This is a genomic window from Priestia sp. VA7, from assembly GCF_055710015.1.
This window is the reverse complement of record NZ_JBVQPN010000074.1, coordinates 1-252: the sequence shown is the minus strand read 5'-3', so window position 1 is coordinate 252 and position 252 is coordinate 1. Positions and strand designations below refer to the sequence as shown.

At 57.1% G+C, this 252-nt stretch carries 3 tRNA genes; all 3 read left to right on the top strand.

The annotated features are described in order from the left end of the window. A tRNA-Val gene (locus AC0C45_RS30250) sits at positions 1–76 on the top strand. A 4-nt stretch (positions 77–80) separates the two neighbouring features. Continuing rightward, positions 81–156, top strand: a tRNA-Thr gene (locus AC0C45_RS30245). An 8-nt stretch (positions 157–164) separates the two neighbouring features. Further along, positions 165–248 (top strand) — tRNA-Tyr (locus tag AC0C45_RS30240). Positions 249–252: the final 4 nt, after the last annotated feature.

Below are 252 nucleotides of genomic sequence, written 5' to 3'. Positions count from 1 at the left end.
GGAGGATTAGCTCAGCTGGGAGAGCACCTGCCTTACAAGCAGGGGGTCGGCGGTTCGATCCCGTCATCCTCCACCACCGTGCCGGTGTAGCTCAACTGGTAGAGCAACTGACTTGTAATCAGTAGGTTGGGGGTTCAAGTCCTCTTGCCGGCACCATTTATATCGGAGGGGTAGCGAAGTGGCTAAACGCGGCGGACTGTAAATCCGCTCCTTCGGGTTCGGCAGTTCGAATCTGCCCCCCTCCACCATTTT